This is a genomic window from Mycoplasmopsis phocirhinis (genome assembly GCF_004216495.1).
Taxonomy (GTDB): domain Bacteria; phylum Bacillota_I; class Bacilli_A; order Mycoplasmatales; family Metamycoplasmataceae; genus Mycoplasmopsis; species Mycoplasmopsis phocirhinis.
This window is the reverse complement of record NZ_CP034841.1, coordinates 731,748-747,544: the sequence shown is the minus strand read 5'-3', so window position 1 is coordinate 747,544 and position 15,797 is coordinate 731,748. Positions and strand designations below refer to the sequence as shown.

Genomic DNA, 15,797 nt, shown 5'->3' with positions numbered 1-15,797 from the left:
CCTAAAATAACCTTATTTGATCGGTGTCATCTAAATTACCAAAAGCACCTAATTCTCTTAATTTTTCAGTTAATGTTTTATTAACTTTTGCCCGGCTAGTAAAATCTTGAATTGATGTATAAGCCTTTTGTGTTCGGGCATTAATAATTGAATCAGCAACTGCTTTGCCTAGTCCATCTAGAGCACTAAACGGAGGAATTAAACAATTATTTTCTTCATCAATCAATCATTCTTCTGATAAAGACTTTTCAATATCAATATTAGAAATATATAAACCTCTCGCATACAATTCCCGTGTGATTTCAAGCGTTGGCATTATAATTTTTTCTTTGCTTTCTAATTCATTTTTAGTTTTAGATTCTAAATAAATTAATTTATTATGAGCTTTTTTACCATATCTAACATCAATCATTCCCTCTATATCTAATGAATTTGAGTGTGTAGCATAATAAGCGGCATAAAAGGCTAATGGTTTATAAATTTTAAATCAAGCAATTCATCAAGCCATTAAAACATAGGCAACTGCGTGTGCTTTTGGAAACATATATTTAATTTTTTTCATACTTTCAATTTGTCAGGTGGGAATTTTATATTCAATAAGCTTATTTTCTTCCTCTTCATTTATTCCTTTACCTTTACGCACTTTTTCCATTATATTAAACGCATATTGCTCAGGAACTCCTTGTTTACTCAACGAGGCTAATATATCATCACGACAAGAAAAAATTTCCGGTAAAACAAAACCCTGCGACATAATTAAATCTTGATTATTCCCGATCCAAACACTCTCACCATGACTTAAACCAGATATAGATACTAAATCAGCAAATGATTTCGGTTGTGCTTGCGTAAGCATTTGGCGAACAAATTTAGTTCCAAATTCAGGTAAACCTATTGCACCAGTTTGTTCTCCACCAATATCTTGAGGTTTAATTCCAAGTGGCTGTGTTGAAGTAAAAACTTTAATAAGATTTTCGTCATTTTTTGGCAAAGAAGCAATCTTAATGCCAGTATATTTTTCTAACATTTTAATAATTGTGGGATTATCATGGCCTAGTAAATCAAGTTTTAAAACATTATCATGAATAGCTTTATATTCAAAATGTGTAGTTAGCCAAGTAGATTTTGTATCATCGGCTGGGTAATTAACTGGTGTAAAATCAAATACATCATACTCAGTGGGTATTATTATTATTCCGCCAGGGTGCTGGCCTGTTGTTCTTTTAACCCCTTCTATTTTTTTAGCTAAAAACGAAGCAAACGAATCAGAATATTTTTTTTCACTTTCTTCTAAAAAACTTTTTACATAACCATAACCAGTTTTAAAAGCTATGGTTGAAATTGTACCCGCTCTCAATGTATGGCTTTGACCAAATATTTTTTTAGTTTCGTTGTGTACTTCACCTTGAAATTCACCAGAAAAATTTAAATCTATATCGGGAACTTTATCAGCTTCAAAACCTAAAAAAGTTTCAAAAGCAATTGAGTGTCCATCTTTATTCATATTAATTTTACACTTATTACACATGCGATCAGGCAAGTCATAACAAGAAGTAATTGAGTCAATATTAGCTAATTCAAAGTGTTTGCATTGTTCACAGACATAGTGTGGAGCTAAAGGGTTTACTTCTGATATATCACTTAAAGTAGCCACTAATGAAGAACCTACTGAACCACGACTTCCCACAACATAACCTTCATCCAGAGATTTTTTAACTAATTTATGCGAAATTCAGTATATAACATCAAAACCATATTTAATAATTGGAGTCAATTCAGCTTCAATACGTTGTTTAACAATATCGGGTAAATTTACTCCATATTTTTTTTTCGCATTTTGATAAACCAAATCACGCAACTTAGTTTTTGAATCGTCAAAAACAGGTGTATAAAGTTTGTCTTTAATAACTTCAACATTTTCAATCATATCTGCTATTTTTTGTGTATTTTTCACAACAATTTCATTGATTAAATTTACATCATTTAGAAATGAAAATTGTTCTAGCATTTCCTGTGTAGTTAGAAAATGTTGGTTGGGTATAGTTAAGGTTTTTGATTTAGCTCGCCTATGATCATAAAGATAATGTCTCGAAGCACCTATGCCTTTTGCATATACTAAAATTTCAAATGCTTTTTTGTCTACTAAATCTAAATATCTAACATCAGCGGTAGCAATTGGTATTTTGCCAAATTCTTTAGCTGTAATAATTATTTCTTTAAGAGCAAAATACAATTGCTCTTTAGTTATAAAATCAGTATCGATTCAATGTTGAAAACATTGAGGTGCTGGAATTTCTATATAATCATAGCGTAATATTTCATTTAAAAATTCCTCATGATTTGAATAAAAGTAATCATCAATTAATTTAGACCTCAATGTTCCTGAACCAATTAATAAATCATCATCTTTTTTGATGTCTTCAAGGTATGTTTTTGGCCCAAAACTATAATTTGTCGTTAAACAATCACTAATCATTTTGAATTGTTTTTTTAAACCTTGCTGATTTTTTACCAATGTGCTGATTGTGTATGGAAAACGTTCTTTATATTTATGTTCTGGTTGATAATTAAGTAAATCTTCAAAACTCAAAACATCTTTAAGTCTCATTTTGTCCATCATTTCAACTCAAACATCAGCCAAAACTTTGGCATCGTAATCAGCTCGGTGAGCTACATTAGGGTCATAATTAACATCTAAATTATTTGCCAAATCACCTAATGAATGTTTTTTTCGTTCTGGAAACATTAATCTAGAAACCACTAACGTGTCAATAACACAAACATCGGGAAATGGCATATTATGAATTCTAAATTGTTCTTTAATAAAATTAAAGTCAAATTTAGCGTTGTGGGCCAGAGCGATTTTGCCATTTAAATCATCATAAATTTTTTGCAATGATTCACGATAATCAATTCCTTTTTTATCTATATCTGATTGAGTAATACCAGTTAAAGACGTAGTAAAAGGTTTAATTTTTCCTTTTGGTTTAATTAAAAATTGCACCGGTTTTACGCTCGGTTTTTCAACATTTATACTAAATGAACCATATTCAATCAACTCATGGAAACGAGGACTTAAACCAGTAGTTTCAATATCAAAACAAACAAATGTTTGCTCACTTATTTTACCTTTTGGAATTGAACCTAAAAATATTTTAGGTTGCTTGTGGTATGTTGAATAAGAAGCACCATAAATTGCTTTTATGTTTGCTTTTTTTGCTGCTTGATAAAATCTTGGATAACCTTGCACAGCATCTAAATCTGATATAGCCACTGCTGGCATAGCGAATTTTTTGGCTCTTTGAATAATTTCTTCTGGTTCTATTATCCCATCCATTGTGTTTAGTTTTGAACTGACATGTAACTCAATGCGTTTTTGGTTTTGTGGAGCTTCATCGCTGCTGATTAAACACATCGATTCAATTATTTCGTAATTATCCATGTAAATAAATCATTCAGATTTGCCAAATGATTGAATGGCTGTCGTACCTCTAACGCTGATCCATTTGCCTTTTATAAAATCGTTATTTACAATATTTTCATCTAAAGCTTCATCTCTAAATCATTTAACTGTAATAGCGTCCTCATAATCACATATAGAAAGAGAGTAAATAAATTTATCATTTTTTGTAGTTAATAAATCATATTCAAAAATTTCACCATTTATTTCAACATCACTTTTTTCAGGAAATAAACTAATTTCATTAATTTTAGTTTGTTGGTATTTTTTTTGTGATCAACGTTTAGTTGTTTTGATTTTATTATTAGAATTATTAATAATCTTTCTGTTTTGTTCGAGTTGTTGTACTAATTTATTAAATTCTTCAATTTCTTCTTTTTTATATTGAATATTTGAGTTAAAGTTAAACTCCTGCGAACGAACCGGCGCATATTTAATTTGAATATCAAGATGTTTAAAACCATAAAGTTTTAATTGATCAACAAAGTGCATTAATTGAGGTTTTAAAAAATTAAATTCTTCTTCGTCATTGACTATAAATTCAAATTTATGATTGTCTTTATTAATCATTAATTTGTGAAATCTAGATTGTTTTAAATCAACATATTTTGGCGATTTATTCAGTAAATGTTCAATAAAACTAATTATATTTTGTTGTTTGTATTGCAAAATATCAAAATTATAATGAGGCATTATCCGGTAATGAGCATTATTCAAAATACATTTATGAAAATAAAAAAAATCCTCGGTTATAACCTCATCGTTAAAATTAAATCATATTTCCAAAACATCTTGCACTTGATCGTGATAATATCCAGTAATCTCTGTTTTTTGTAAACTTTGTGTTATGGGCAAACTCAAAGAATTACATAATTTAATAAATCTTTTATTATTTGTTGAACTCATTAAATCTCCAATTTATTGAAATGTACTTGTTTAAATTATTTTTTTGTGTTATAAAGCAAAAAGCCACAGAAGTGGCTAGTTATCGTAATTTGAAAAATAGTAAAAAATAAATTCATCTACCATTTCTTTACGACGTTTGTAAAAAGTGGTTTTTGAGCAAAGTGCTTCTCATCATTTTTTATCTTGATTGGGAGATATAAATAATTGAATTATCATTTCTTTATTTAATTTTGAAACACAAGTTAATACTCTTTGCATATTTTCACTAAAATAACCAAACAGTGAATCTTTTTTATCGTCACTCAATCGCGAAGCTTTTTTAATAGTGTTAATAGCAGCATATCTTTTTGCTTTTGCATGTCCTAATTCTAATTGTGCTATTTGAGATACAACATTGTATCGCTGTAAATTAGTTAAACCATCAGCAATAGCAAAACCTTGAATTAAATTTTGAAACATAATTACCTTTCTGTTCCTAAGATAAAAGTTAGTTATGTTAACCAAACTAATATGCACGAGCAAATACGACAAAACGCTTTGTTTCTTTACCGCAAATTATGCATGGCATAGTTTTAAAAGGTCTTTCCATTGTTTTTGGAATACAACGTGTCGTTGCTCCTGTTTCATTTTTGATTAAATCTTCTGCTTCTATTTGGCAACAAAATGGAGCAAGAACAAATTTTTGTTTTTTGATTTCAACTTTAAATGTTTCATAATCATTAACGCGAATCGTGTTTGTGTCTAATCTTTTTTTCGCATTATTAAATAAATTATTGTGAATATCATTTAATAATGATTTGATGTTTTTCTTAACTTGATTTACAGGTAAAACAATTTTTTCTAGGGTGTCTCTGCGCACGATTGTAACCAAATCATTTTCTAAATCTCTAGGACCAACTTCAATTCTTAATGGAGTCCCTTGAATTTCTGAATTAGAAACTTTAAATCCAGGATTTTTTTCTGAATTATCTAAATTTACTCTGTAAATTCTTCCTAAATCTTTTAACAATTTCTTAGAAACATCCCTAACTTTGGGGTTTTTATTTGCAAATATTTCTATTATATCAATTTGGATTGGTGCGATTTTAGGTGGAATTATAATACCACGATTATCTCCATGCGTCATAATAATCGCTCCTATCAAACGTGTTGAAACACCCCATGATGTCTGATAAGCATAATCTTTATTATTATTTTCATCCTTAAAAACAATACCAAAAGGTTTTGAAAAATTTTGGGCTAAATAATGACTAGTACCTGATTGTAATGCCCTTCCATCTTTCATCATTGCTTCAACAGTATACGTAGAACAAGCTCCAGCAAATTTTTCTTTTGGAGTTTTTTTACCAACAATAACTGGAATAGCTAAATAATTTTTTAAAAATTTTGCATAAAGAGAAATTATTGTTCTAGTTAGTTGTCTAGCCTCCATTGGATTACTATGACAAGTGTGTCCTTCTTGTCATAAAAATTCACGACTTCTTAAAAAAGGATTGGTTGTTTTTTCTCATCTAATCACATTAGCTCATTGATTATAAATTATTGGTAAGTCTTTATATGATTCAGTTGAATTTTTAAACAAATCAGCAAATAAAACCTCTGATGTTGGCCGTACATAAACTTTTTCTTCTAGTTTAGTTTCGCCTACTTGAGTAATTGTTGCTAGTTCTGGATTAAAGCCTTGAATATGATCTTTTTCTTTTTCCAAAAGACGACTAGGAATTAATAAAGGCAAATAAACATTTTTAACACCTAATTTTATAAACTCTTCATTTAAATATTTTTGAATTAATTCTCAAATACCATATGAGTTTGGTTTAAAAATCAAAGTTCCTTTTAAAGGTCCATACGCAATTAAATTACCTTGTTTAACAACATCAGTGTATCATTTTGCAAAATCAGTTTCTTGAGGAGTAATTTTTTCTAATTCTTTCATAAATTTCATTATACAATATTTTACAAATTGGCGTAAAAATATAAAAAAAAGCACATTTTTAAGCCTTTTTACTCAAATGTGCTCTATTTAATTAGTTTTTTTATTAATTTTAATTTTGAATTTGTATATGGATGTTCGCTTAATTTAGTTGAAAAATTCATCCGTTTATAACTACTAATAGAATTAGAAAAACCTAAAAAACCAGCATAACCATGCGTGCGGCCATTGCCAGAGCTACCTACTCCTCCAAATGGTAAATTATGTGAAATTAATTGTACTAATAAATCATTTATTACTATGCCACCAGTTTTAATATATTTACTTAAATAATCAATTTTTTGTTTATTTTTGGTAAATATGTAAGTTGATAAGGGTTGGGATTTGATTGAAATTTGTTTAACGACTTGCCCAAAATCATCATATTCAATTACTGGCAATAAAGGTCCAAAAATTTCATCTTGCATAATTTGGCTTTCTCAATTTGAAAAAAATGCTTTTGGGTATATTTTTTGAACTGATTCAAAATATTCTACATTAATATTTTTAGGAATTAGATTCAAAACACGACGAAAATGTTGCGGTGAAATCATTTTTGGAAATTCATTCAAATCACTTAAGTGTGTTTCTACATATTGATTACAATAATCAATAAACTTATCCGCAAAACCTTTTGGAACAACAACATAATCTGGAGCTATACAAGTTTGACCTGAATTTATTAATTTAGCTGCCATTATTTTGGAAGCACTATGTTCTAAATTTACATCGTCACAAATAATTACCGGGCATTTACCACCTAGTTCTAATGTGATTGGTGTATGAAATTTAGCCACTTGTTGAGTAACAAGAGTTCCGACTTTTTCTGAACCTGTAAAAAAAACAAAATCAAAACGTTGTTGCATTAATGTTGTTATATTCTCAATATTTGGTTCAATTACATATACAATATCTTTATTTAAATGATTATTCAATAATTCAATCAACAACAATGTTGAATTTTTACTGATTTCTGAAGTTTTAATCATTACTCTATTACCAGCAGCAATTGCTGATATAAGAGGCATCATAGTTAAATAAAATGGATAATTTCACGGACTTATAATTAAACATAATCCTTTTGCTTGTTGAATTATTTTAGACGAACCGGCAAAAAGTAAAAATGGTGTTTTTACTTTTTTGGGTTTTATTCATTTTTTGAGGTTTTTGATTGTATATTTAAGTTCTCTAAGAATTAAACCTATTTCGCTAAAATATGCCTCATTTTCGTGTTTGTTTAAGTCTAAATTAAGGGCATTGATTATTCGTTTTTCGTTTGTTTGAACTAAAAAAAGCAGTTTTTTAAGTAGTCAAATTCTTTGCTTATAATCTATAAAAGGCTGTTCAATAGATAATTGTTTTAATCGTAGATATTGCTTTAATTCAATACTTAACATCTATGATCTTTCTTCAGGTCTTGAAAATACATAGCGTCCGGTTTCAGTTACTAAAACATCGTCTTCGTTTCTAGCACCACCTAGACCTTCAATGTAAATTCCTGGTTCAACAGTAATAACCATTCCAGGTTCTAATATATAATCTTTTGATTTTGAACTAACATATGGTAATTCATGAACATCAATACCAAGACCATGGCCAGTTCCGTGAACAAAATATTGACCATAACCTGCTTTTTCAATATATTCACGACAAATTTTATCTATTTCGCTGGCTCTAATTCCAGGTTTTACAGCATCTCTACCAGCCTTAGCCGCAGCTAGAACAATATCTAAAATTTCTTGTGCTTTAGGATTATTTGCTTGTCTATTTTCATCAATGCCATTTTCGCCCAAAATAAATGTTCTAGTAATGTCTGCTGAATAACCTTTGTACAAAGCACCAAAATCAATTTTCAATAAATCGCCAGCAACTAATTTTTTATCAGTTGGATGATGATGAGGTTCAGCTGATGAAGATCCTGTTGCTACTATTTCATCAAAACTCTCTTTGTCAGCGCCATTTAATTTCATTAAATAATTCAATTTTGCCGCAACTTCTTTTTCCGTGTATCCTGGTTTAATTCATTTCTTTAAATCTGACAATGATTTTAAAGAAATATCAATTGATTTTTGCAAAATTTCAATTTCTTTGTCTGATTTTAAAATTCTTAATTCTTGTCCTGAAACAAATACTTCTTGTTTAGGTTGGATAATTTTTTGTAAATATTGTAAAGTTTGAACATTTAAATAATCTTTTTCAAAAGCAACTTTATTGTATTTTTTTTCTTTAAAAAAATCTACTAGCGATGAGCCATTAAGTAGGTGTATAGTTACATTTTTGGCATTGTTTTTAGCATATTCAATATACCTTCCATCTACAAACAAATGAGCATTATCTTTTTCAATAATAACATAACCATCTGTGGTTTGTATACCAGTTAATCATAATCTAGTTTGTGGCGCTTCTGAAACTAATGCATCAACTTTGTGTTCAGCAAACATTTTGTTTAAGTATTTTGTATTCATTTTTTACTCCTAGTACCCGAATTTTTTCAGGAATTTATCATTATTTATTCATTTATCAGCTACTTTAACTTTTAAATTTAAATTTGTTGGCGAATTAAATAAATTGGTCATTCTTTTTCGTGAATCAATGCCAATTTGTTTAATCATTTGTGCATTTTTACCTATTAACATACCTTTTTGCGAAGACTTTTTAACATATATGTTTGCTGATATATTAATTTTATTGTGTTCTAAATTTTCTTCAAATTCAACTATTTCAACTGCGATAGAGTGTGGTAATTCATCTTTTAATAATTTCATCGCACTGACACGTATTATTTCTTTTGCCATAAATCGCATTGATTTATCAGTAATGTAATCTTGACTATAATAAGGTTCAGCTTCGTATGTATATTTTTTAAGTTCATCAATTAACATTTGTATTGAGTTTGGTTTCTTTGTTGATACACTTAAAATTTTTTCAAAACCATGTGTTTGCAATTGCTTTATTTTTTCGGCAATTTGTTGTGGTTCTTTAGCTAAATCAATTTTAGAAATAATAGCTATTTTATTATTATAATGTTTTAATTTTTCTAGAATATTTATATCACCTGCTCCAATATTTTCATTAATTGGACTTAAAAATAAAATACAATCAATATCATTTAGTGAATCATAAGCATTTTTATTTAAAACTTCACCTAATTTATTTAATGGTTTATGAATGCCTGGTGTATCAACAAAAACAATTTGATAATCTTGTTCATTATATATTCCATTTATTTGATCGCGTGTTGTTTGCGCTATATTAGAAACAACTGCAAGCTCATAATTCAATATTTGATTTAGCAACGACGATTTACCTACATTTGGCCTTCCGATAATAGAAACTATACTAACTTTCATTTTATTTAATTTGCTCACTTCTAATTGGTAGTGGCACTAATTCAACTAATTTAAATTTTTTAATAGTTTTGCCATCAGCACTATATAGATATACTAACGCGTCATCACTCATGAATTCAGTCATTACTTGTCTACAACCAGCACAGGGCGAAACTACACCAGCACCAGACGAAATTATATGAATTTCTTTAAATGTTCCCACCTTAGCACCATTGGCTACTGAACCAAATAGTGCTGATCTTTCAGCACATAAACCTGAAGGAAATGCGGCATTTTCAACGTTAACACCTGGTCAATGTCGCCCTTGTTCATCAACAGCTATAGCCGCAACTCTAAAATTTGATCAAGGACAATAAGAAAAATTTAAGTATGATTTTAATTTATTTACATCCATAATTATTCCTCTCTAGTAATACCTAAAGGTTCAAAAATATTATCTACAATTTTATCCATTTGATTTTTTTCTTCATCACTTTCATGATCATAACCCATTAAATGAATTAAACCATGAGCAAATAAATAACAATATTCACGGCGCAAAGAATGATTAAAATCTAAGGCCTGTTGTTCAACTTTTTCATGGCTAATAATTAATTCTCCAATTGGCAAAAACGGTAAATTTGAATAAATATCATTATTGCCAAAATCAAAAGATAAAATATCAGTAGGATAATTTTTACCCCGATATTTTTTATTTAATTTTTTTATTTTTTTATTATCTACAATTGAAACATCTAATATTATTTTCTTTTTTATATTAAAATACGTTTGTAAATTTTGTAGTATTTTTCTATATTCTTGTTCAAAATTAAATGAATTTCCATTTTCAATATTAATATTAATTTCAATCATAATTCAATTATATTATTAAACATGTTTTAACACATTAATAATTATTAGCAAACAGTGCGTCTATAAGAGTAGTTTTATTATAAATTAAAACGCCATCTATTGTCGTATTAGGTATTAATTTAATATCTTGTGGAAGATTGTAAAAAGTCACAAAAACATTGTTATCAATGGTATTAATTGCTGCAACTTTTAAAGTATAAATTTTTCCAGAATATGCTATCGTCAATAATTTATTTTTTTCTATATAAAATAAAGATTTTTCCGGAGCCAATAAAATTAATTTTTTATTTTTGTCGCTATAAATTGTATTTTAATTGTTTTTTCAATGGACGAAGTGAGCAAAAAATATAGAATAAGTGCTGAAAAAATCAAAATTAATGTGCTAGCAACTCACAAATATTTACTCGGTTTTATTAATTTTTTCAATATCTATAACCTCCCCATTTTTTATATATTTACGTGAATGACTAACTTCGATAAACATAGCATTCTGGTGATACATATTAATTTTGTTTTTTAGAAGTTCAAAAATATGATTATCTATATTTTCAAAGGCCTCATCCAACAAAATTAGATTGTATTTTTGGCTAAATAGTTTTAGCAAAATTACAAATTGCCTTTGTCCTGAAGAAAAATTAGAACCATTGTTTTTACAATACATATTCAGTGAAATATTCATTTTTTCCATTAAAACATCAAGTTCATATTTTTCAATATTTTTATTCAATTCTTCACGTTTTTGGTAATTTTGGGCAGTTAAAAATTCATAAATAGTAGTTTCAGGCAAATGAATATTATTATTTATTAAAATTGTGTTTGATTTAATTAACTCATTATCAATGAATTTAAGGCTATGATTATTAATTAATATCTCACCAGTTCAATTGCCAAAACGATAATTCAATAAATTTAACAAAGTACTTTTACCGCTGCCGTTACCACCTAATAAAATAGAATTATTTATAATTTGCAATTTTTTTATATTTAGTAAATTAACTCCAGTTTCATATGAATGCTTTATATTGTTCAATGTTATTGAATTTATTTTTTGTATTAATATTCCAGTATTGTTGAGTTGTTTTGCTTTTAAATTCAATAAAAAATTAATCATATTGATGTGTTTTTCAATAATTGTGCGCATCATAATTAATGAGGTTATTTCGTTAACTGGTTGAATGAAAAAATTTAAGCTACTCAAAATCATGGCTAGTGAACCTATACTTAATTTATTTTTTAAAATTAAAAATGTTGAAATAGTTACAATAATCATTGAAACATTATTCAGTAAAATATTAGAAAACAAAAAAGAATAATTTTCTTTTAGTTTCAAATGATATTCACTTTGTTTAAAATCAATCAAATTATTAACACGATTAAGTTGGATAAATTGTTTTTCAATATTATTTTCAAATGAATTAGAACTATATATAGCATCAAATTCTGCTTGATTATGTTTATGAGCTTTTTCTAAATGTAATAAATATTTTTTTTCTATAAATGTGTGAAATATAAAATTAATTGTTAAAACTAACAAACTTATAACAACAATAATGCTAAATATTTCAATACTAATTCATATTAGTATCACACTACTTGCAATAATTGTGAAAATATTAACAAAGAATGAATATACAAAATTAGCTTTATAATTTGCGATGAATGAAACATAACTTATACGTTTAAATATTTCATTTTTAGTCAATTTATTAATTTCATCTAATGGTAAATTATCTAATTTGTTGAAAATCGCACTTTTAATTTCTATTTCAATCTTATTAGTCATTTTTTTGATTATCACTCTCTTGATAAAATCATTGATAAAACGAAGTGTATTAATCCAAATAAACAATGAAAATAAAACAAGAAGCGTTTTTTCAAGGTGATTCGGTAAAATAAAATCAAAAACTATTTTAATGAAAAACGATGTCACAAATGTAAAAGAAGTAGTTAAAATTGAACTAATAATTAAATAAAAGTTGTACAAATTAAAATTAAATAAACTTTTAAATTTATTTTCAATTTTATAATTTTGTTTTGAATCTAAAACAGTATTTTTAGGTGAAATAAAACAAATAATTCCGGAATAAATTTGTTTTAAATAATCAAAGTTTATTTTTATACTTTTCCCTAATCTAGAATCTTGAGCCAAAATATAATTTTGCTTAATTTTTTCAACTAATAAATAATGTGAATATCCGTGTTCTTCAATTACAATAATCAGTGGTAAATCATCTTTTTGAATTTGAACTAATTGTTTAAATTCACACTCAAAAGGTCGCAAGATTAAACCAAAATTATTAGCAATATGTTTTAATGAAACCAAATTAATGCCGTTTGCACCATAGTTTGCGTTCAATTTCAAATACGCAATATCTACATCATGTTTGTTTATTTTTTTAAATAAATATTGTAGTATGTGTAAACCACAATCTTTAGTGTCATATTGTTTTGTTATTTTCATATTTTAAAAACAAAAAAATAACTAAATTAATTAAAAAACGAAATTTATTATGATTTTGCCCATATTTTTTCAATAAAAATATTCAAAACATGTCGTGTTTTAGCAATATAATTAATATTAAACTTAAAGGAGAAAATATCTAATGCACAAAAAAATAGTACCAATAACAAGTGATCATGCTGCCGTAAATTTAAAAAACAAATTAGTTGAATATATCAATAGTTTGGGCTATGATGTAAAAGATTTAGGACCAAGTGATGAAACACAAAAAGTTTCATATTCACTTCAAGGGCACAATCTGGCAAATTATATGAAAGATAATAATTATGATTTTGGCATCGGTTTATGTGGAACTGGTCTTGGAATTTCATATGCTTTAAACCGTCATCAAGGAATAAGAGCAGCACGTGTAACATCAACTGAAGATGCACGACTAGCCAAACAACATAATAATGCCAATGTTTTAGTTTTAGGTGGTAGACAAATTAGTTTTGAAGAAGCTAAAAAAATAATAGATGAATATATTAAAACAGAATATGAAGGTGGCAGACATCAACAACGTATTGATGACATAGAAAATTTTTAAAACTAACGAAAGCAGATTTTCTGCTTTTTTATTTATGTATCAATTTATTGTAAAAATACTCATAAAATAATAAAAAAGTTTTTTATCGTCCCTTAAATCAAAAAATATAAAACAAAACTTGAAAGGAGAGACAAATGATACACACACAAAACCAATACTTTAACACGCTTTCGCCACAACAAAGATATAACGCTGTGAAATCGTTAGCAATGCTTGATAAAGCTTTTAAAAAATATCAAATAAAAAATAAATTTATTGATAAAACACTAAACGAAAATAACGTACCCTTAATACTTTCAAAATTTCAAAGAACATTGGAGTTTTTAAAACCGCAAAATGCATTTATTATAAAAAATGAATTTAATGAGCACAATAATAGAGATTGATACGATTTACATTTTTCGAAAACTACATATTATAAAAATAGAAAAAATGCAATAGAGGAGTTTTTGTATTTTTATCTTAACACCTAATTCTACTCCGCCAGTTGTAGAAAAAAAAGAATTAAAAATCAATCCCTATCAATTTATTGTTAAAAAAATTTCCTCAAACCCAGATGTAGACAAAAATAATAAATACCCGCACAATATTTATGATTTTGTTACTACTAGACGATTTTTAAATATTGAAAATGTATTAAGAGGTAGAATTGAAATAAGAAGATTTTTTAATAACGATCGTTTTTATGTTACCTTTACAATTGCTGTACCGACAATGGTATACAATTCAGTAAAGTATAACGCTAATTTAAATGATTTTGAATTAAGTATTAACAATAAGTTAATTGATAAAACCAAAATAAATATTAAAAAAACCGAATATTCCATTAACGCAGAAAATCAAAATAATATAGATGATTTTTTTATGTTTAAAAAATCAAATGTACTAGCAAAACCTTATCGCTCAGACCTATTTCATGTTGTAATTTCTTCAGATGTTCTAGGTTTAAAATTTAGTGAATTAAATAACATTATTTTTCAAACGAATGGGAATAAAAAAGAAATTTGAGAAATAAAAAAATTCGCAAATCCAGTAAAAGAATATTATATTGAGGCAAATAACAATGAAGCCAATTTTAAAATTGCCGAAAGATATTTATTTGAATTTGGCGAACTAAATAACGATGTTATTGATTTTAAAACTTATTACATTGATAATAATGTAAAATTCAATAAATTAACTTTTAACAATAACATTGAAATAGCATCTTCTAAGTCAATAATTAATGCTGAAAAATATTGAAATAAGAATACATTTTTTATATTTGATGAATATAAACGAATTTGAAATCAATATCAATCACTATCAAAAAATGAATTAAATTCATTTAGTGGCGAACATTGACAAAATCTATCTAAATTAAATTTACAAAGCGAATTAATTTCATCTTTATACAATAGCAACAATGAGCAAAAAAAATATGTATATAATTGACCTACTGAATACAATTACAAAACCGGGATAATTCAAGATGGCTATAATTTTGATAATAAAGGTCTTTTTGTTCCATACAATTTTAAAGGTAATTTAAAAACTACATATAATTATATTTTTGATAATGGAGGATCAAATAACAATAACGATTTAATAAAAATTCATATCAATAATACCCAACATATAGAAAATAGAATTTTGAATCCTAATGATGGATTAATTAGATTAAATATCGAGCAAGAACAAATAAAAGTAGAGAAATTAAAATATTCATTCAATGCTAATGATATAGAAAAAATTATCAAAAATAAACCAAATAATATTGACTTTTTCAATAATTTTCAAATAAATGAGCAAGAAAAAAATTCTTATACCATTGGCTAGTATAAGTATTGTGGCTAGCGTTGCTGTTCCTTTAGTAACAATTTCGCTAACTAAAAAAAATAAAAATAAAATAGAAGAAAAAGTGCAATATAAGTTAAATCAAGATGAAGTTTTCCCAACAATTGACAAAAATGAATTCTATAACTATATTAGGTATGAACAAAACAGAGCTATTTTTGATAAAAGCATAGTTAACGCGATATTTAATTATGTTTTAGCTAATATGCAAACAAATGTAGATAAATTGGATTTTGACTATAATTTTATTAATGAAAGTCAATTAAATATTAAATTTATTGCGTACAATGCAAATAATATATTTACTAAATCGTACACACTTAATGCAACAATAAACTCAAAAGGACTTTAGTCCTTTTTTTATAGTTTAATTC

At 26.8% G+C, this 15,797-nt stretch carries 14 protein-coding genes; 4 read left to right on the top strand and 10 right to left on the bottom strand.

Annotated elements, in window-relative coordinates:
- Position 1 precedes the first annotated feature (1 nt).
- The 10 genes from EG856_RS03000 to EG856_RS02955 form a co-directional block, all read right to left on the bottom strand.
- Entirely contained in the window at positions 2 to 4,366 is a 4,365-nt protein-coding gene (locus tag EG856_RS03000; protein WP_130429642.1) for a PolC-type DNA polymerase III, read from the bottom strand.
- A 75-nt stretch (positions 4,367 to 4,441) separates the two neighbouring features.
- Entirely contained in the window at positions 4,442 to 4,825 is a 384-nt protein-coding gene (locus EG856_RS02995; RefSeq protein ID WP_130429641.1) for an MG284/MPN403 family protein, read from the bottom strand.
- Between the two features lie 46 nt (positions 4,826 to 4,871).
- Positions 4,872 to 6,302, bottom strand: a complete 1,431-nt coding sequence (gene proS / locus EG856_RS02990; protein WP_130429640.1) for a proline--tRNA ligase — start codon at positions 6,300 to 6,302, stop codon at positions 4,872 to 4,874.
- Between the two features lie 83 nt (positions 6,303 to 6,385).
- Complete coding sequence (locus EG856_RS02985; RefSeq protein WP_130429639.1) at positions 6,386 to 7,735, bottom strand: aldehyde dehydrogenase family protein; 1,350 nt, start codon at positions 7,733 to 7,735, stop codon at positions 6,386 to 6,388.
- On the bottom strand, positions 7,736 to 8,803 hold the full coding sequence (locus EG856_RS02980; protein WP_130429638.1) for an aminopeptidase P family protein: 1,068 nt from the start codon (positions 8,801 to 8,803) through the stop codon (positions 7,736 to 7,738).
- Between the two features lie 9 nt (positions 8,804 to 8,812).
- A complete protein-coding gene (gene era, locus EG856_RS02975) occupies positions 8,813 to 9,688 on the bottom strand; it encodes a GTPase Era (RefSeq protein ID WP_130429637.1) in 876 nt (291 codons plus the stop codon).
- Position 9,689: 1 nt separating this feature from the next.
- Positions 9,690 to 10,082 (bottom strand): cytidine deaminase, encoded by a 393-nt coding sequence (gene cdd / locus EG856_RS02970; protein WP_130429636.1) that lies wholly within the window; start codon positions 10,080 to 10,082, stop codon positions 9,690 to 9,692.
- Positions 10,083 to 10,084: 2 nt separating this feature from the next.
- Positions 10,085 to 10,540 (bottom strand): rRNA maturation RNase YbeY, encoded by a 456-nt coding sequence (gene ybeY / locus EG856_RS02965; protein WP_130429635.1) that lies wholly within the window; start codon positions 10,538 to 10,540, stop codon positions 10,085 to 10,087.
- Between the two features lie 34 nt (positions 10,541 to 10,574).
- On the bottom strand, positions 10,575 to 10,811 hold the full coding sequence (locus EG856_RS02960) for an MAG1140 family protein (protein WP_130429634.1): 237 nt from the start codon (positions 10,809 to 10,811) through the stop codon (positions 10,575 to 10,577).
- A 129-nt stretch (positions 10,812 to 10,940) separates the two neighbouring features.
- Positions 10,941 to 13,001 (bottom strand): Mbov_0121 family peptidase domain-containing ABC transporter, encoded by a 2,061-nt coding sequence (locus tag EG856_RS02955; protein WP_130429633.1) that lies wholly within the window; start codon positions 12,999 to 13,001, stop codon positions 10,941 to 10,943.
- A gap of 142 nt (positions 13,002 to 13,143) precedes the next feature.
- Here EG856_RS02955 and EG856_RS02950 point away from each other — a divergent pair, with 142 nt between their 5' ends.
- The 4 genes from EG856_RS02950 (at position 13,144) to EG856_RS02935 (ending at position 15,775) form a co-directional block, all read left to right on the top strand.
- Positions 13,144 to 13,587, top strand: coding sequence for an RpiB/LacA/LacB family sugar-phosphate isomerase (locus tag EG856_RS02950; protein ID WP_130429632.1), 444 nt, complete (start codon positions 13,144 to 13,146; stop codon positions 13,585 to 13,587).
- Between the two features lie 134 nt (positions 13,588 to 13,721).
- A complete protein-coding gene (locus tag EG856_RS02945; RefSeq protein WP_130429631.1) occupies positions 13,722 to 14,060 on the top strand; it encodes an MG284/MPN403 family protein in 339 nt (112 codons plus the stop codon).
- Positions 14,041 to 15,405: an MHO_1580 family protein gene (locus EG856_RS02940; protein WP_408634177.1), complete on the top strand. Its 1,365-nt coding sequence runs from the start codon at positions 14,041 to 14,043 to the stop codon at positions 15,403 to 15,405. The genes EG856_RS02945 and EG856_RS02940 overlap by 20 nt, the downstream gene beginning before the upstream one ends.
- Positions 15,371 to 15,775 (top strand): MHO_1590 family protein, encoded by a 405-nt coding sequence (locus EG856_RS02935; RefSeq protein WP_130429629.1) that lies wholly within the window; start codon positions 15,371 to 15,373, stop codon positions 15,773 to 15,775. The genes EG856_RS02940 and EG856_RS02935 overlap by 35 nt, the downstream gene beginning before the upstream one ends.
- Positions 15,776 to 15,797: the final 22 nt, after the last annotated feature.